Annotated in this window: 4 protein-coding genes; 3 read left to right on the plus strand and 1 reads right to left on the minus strand. The window is 38.9% G+C overall.

Going from position 1 to position 2,763, the window contains the following annotated elements; translation table 11 throughout:
- Positions 1 to 167 precede the first annotated feature (167 nt).
- The gene (locus EKM80_RS14685; RefSeq protein ID WP_010579557.1) at positions 168 to 617 is read left to right on the plus strand and encodes a DUF305 domain-containing protein; all 450 of its coding nucleotides are present in this window, start codon (positions 168 to 170) and stop codon (positions 615 to 617) included.
- A 57-nt stretch (positions 618 to 674) separates the two neighbouring features.
- Here the strand turns inward: EKM80_RS14685 and EKM80_RS14690 are convergent, their stop codons facing one another.
- The gene (locus EKM80_RS14690) at positions 675 to 1,235 is read right to left on the minus strand and encodes a hypothetical protein (RefSeq protein ID WP_025016531.1); all 561 of its coding nucleotides are present in this window, start codon (positions 1,233 to 1,235) and stop codon (positions 675 to 677) included.
- A 389-nt stretch (positions 1,236 to 1,624) separates the two neighbouring features.
- Between EKM80_RS14690 and EKM80_RS14695 the strand changes: the two genes are divergently transcribed.
- Both EKM80_RS14695 and EKM80_RS14700 read left to right on the plus strand, forming a co-directional pair.
- On the plus strand, positions 1,625 to 2,416 hold the full coding sequence (locus tag EKM80_RS14695) for a ParA family protein (protein WP_016527412.1): 792 nt from the start codon (positions 1,625 to 1,627) through the stop codon (positions 2,414 to 2,416).
- Between the two features lie 71 nt (positions 2,417 to 2,487).
- Complete coding sequence (locus EKM80_RS14700) at positions 2,488 to 2,727, plus strand: hypothetical protein (RefSeq protein ID WP_010011603.1); 240 nt, start codon at positions 2,488 to 2,490, stop codon at positions 2,725 to 2,727.
- The last annotated feature ends 36 nt before the right edge of the window (positions 2,728 to 2,763 follow it).

Here is a 2,763-nt window from a genome sequence, read left to right on the forward strand (position 1 = left end):
GGATCCACCGAGGGTTCAAAGGACTCCAGGACACCTTGGAAGCATCATTTATTTAAGTTAGATACATATTATATGTACGAAGGCATTTCATTTACACAAGATTCTTGACGCTACCCTATTTTTTTTGTTACAGTCAAAATAAAGCCAGCGAAAGCGAGGAGGACGTCATGAAACAATACACGAAATTTTTACTGATGATTCTTGTCTCTACAGTTATTATGTATGGGTTAATGTACCTTAATGTGTTCCAATTAGATCATATTTTTCTAAGCCAAACGCGACTGTATATGGCGCTAATTATGGGCGCCACCATGGCCATTGTAATGCTGTTATTCATGTGGTCAATGTACCAGAATAAACGTTTGAACCGCCTGATCCTACTTGGTAGTGCGGTGATATTTGCTGGCTCGCTTTATCTAGTTCGTAGCCAAGCGACCGTGCACGATGCAGCTTGGATGCAAGAAATGATCCCCCATCACTCGACCGCGATTCTAACCAGTGAACGCGCGCAACTCAGCGATCCGGAAGTCAAAGCCCTCGCACAGAAGATCGCTAAAACGCAACGTGAAGAGATCACGGAGATGAAACGATTATTGAAAAAAGTTGCCGATCAATAGCTGATAAAAAATAAGGAAGTTGACCAATCGGGCCAATTTCCTTATTTTTTAGGCTTATTAATCAACCGCAACGATCTGACCAGTCGCGATCGGTAACGTAACGTGTGCATCATAGTGGCCGACCATTCCGGCAACACTTTCTGGCAAGTGCACGTTAGCAGTCACGCCGTGAATATAGATCACGCGTTTTTCAAGGTGTAATTCCGACTCACCAAATGCTTTTTTAAAGTTAGCTTGTAGCTCACTTAATGGGACTTTCTTCTCATAAGTAAAATCACCGTGCTCATCCGCAGTTGGATAGCGGTCATGGGGAATATCCATATGTTCTGGGGCATCGTCAAAAGGTACCATCGTCGTCCCCGAAACGGCTTCAGTCTCCATGAGATCAACAAAACCATCTGCATTCGCATCCTGTGCAGCCGTTGCGATCAACGCCTGCTTACCATCCGGAAAGCCATGAAAATGTTCCCAATGCTGCATATTGGCCGGCGTGTTGTGCATTGTGATCTTAATCGTTAATTCATCATCTGCAATTGCGAACGTCGCTTCGCCATAAGCAGCCGTTCCAATCTTATCCGCATTCAATGGTACAATTTGTGCTGCATAGTGTGTGGTCATCAGCAAAACCTCCTTGTATTACCTGAACAACGATCAATAGCTACGCCGCTAGTATAACACAGTTCAGCGCTTGCAAGTACCTGATTAGGCCAAGCAAGCAGTTATAGCATATTTTTAATTATGCTATGTGTAAAGTACCTACGGCGTAAAAATAGCGCAATTCAGCACGTCCTTAAAAGAACGAGTTTCCTTGCGCTTACATAAAAGCGGACAACTTTTATTCGATATCGTAAAAAACTTAATATCAAGAGATAGGGCACTTAGCTAGTGTATACTAATAATTCATGAATATAATGTATATGCATCATTCGCAAACATACGTGTTATGTGTTATTATGCATGTAGCGATATTTATTAAGCTTACTTAGCATGTATGAGGAGGGACACTAATGGAAATTATTACATTTTCAGCTATAAAGGGCGGCGTTGGTAAAACTACCCTAGCTTTTAATTATGGTGAATGGTTAGCAAAAAATGGCAAGCATGTTTTATTTATTGACTTAGACCACCAAAGTAATTTAACCCAGACTTACAACATTTACGATAATCAAGACACCGTTGGCAACATTTTCTTAGATCGAGGGAAAGTCAAAATACATGAAATAAGTGCTTATATTAGTCTAATTGCCGGAGACATGCACCTTGACGATATTGAGCGTACCATTGAAAATAAGACTAACAAAAACATGTTCCTCTATATGTGGTTGTCAGATAATTATGAACGTTTAAATTTAGGAAAATTCGAGTATATTATTTTGGATTGTCACCCAGATTTTTCTACTGCTACCAAGAATGCAGTAATCATTAGTAATGCTATCCTTAGTCCAATCACACCTAGCGAACATGGGTATAATGCAAAATTTAACCTAGAAGAAAGAATTAACGAATTACGCAAAGAAGCCATTGATTACTCTACTAGAAAATCTTATGTCACGACCAAATTATTTTTTATCGCCAACATGATTAAACACAACACAAGATCATCTCGCGAGTTATTAAAAGCCTTAAAAGGCGATCCCAGTGTATTGGCTACAGTTCCAGAAAAGGAGCTATTCAATCGTTCAACGTTGGATAAAAAATCTCTTTCAAAAATGGCTGAAGACCACAAAACATATATTGATCAACATGAATTTTTTGATAGTATGGACAAAACATTTAATGAAATCACGGAAAAGCTATAAATGTTTCGTACACGTATTAATCACATGTATACTCAATGTGTGTGCATGTGAATTATAAAGGAGGACTACCTATGGCATTCGATCCAGAGAACAAAAACATAAAAAAGGCACTACAAAAAAATGAAACAGAACAGCCAACTGATACTAAAGATAAACTTGTTATTCCTGTTTTTAAAGATGAAGAGGAACGTACTAAGAACTATACCTTTTCACTTCAACCTAGCGCACGCAAAAGACTTGACGGTCTAGCCAAAGAACATAATTTTAAGTCTGCCTCCAAATTTTTAAATGAGCTTATAAAAAATATGTGATGTCACTTTAAGCCTTGTGGTTATAAGTCAAGAGGG

Source organism: Loigolactobacillus jiayinensis (assembly GCF_003946445.1).
GTDB classification, from domain to species: Bacteria; Bacillota; Bacilli; order Lactobacillales; family Lactobacillaceae; genus Loigolactobacillus; species Loigolactobacillus jiayinensis.

What these genes read in the sequence shown, in the direction of transcription:
- EKM80_RS14690 (WP_025016531.1), bottom strand. Translation starts at nt 1,235, where the DNA reads ATGACCACACACTATGCAGCACAAATTGTACCATTGAATGCGGATAAG.
- EKM80_RS14700 (WP_010011603.1), top strand. Translation starts at nt 2,488, where the DNA reads ATGGCATTCGATCCAGAGAACAAAAACATAAAAAAGGCACTACAAAAA.
- EKM80_RS14695 (WP_016527412.1), top strand. Translation starts at nt 1,625, where the DNA reads ATGGAAATTATTACATTTTCAGCTATAAAGGGCGGCGTTGGTAAAACT.
- EKM80_RS14685 (WP_010579557.1), top strand. Translation starts at nt 168, where the DNA reads ATGAAACAATACACGAAATTTTTACTGATGATTCTTGTCTCTACAGTT.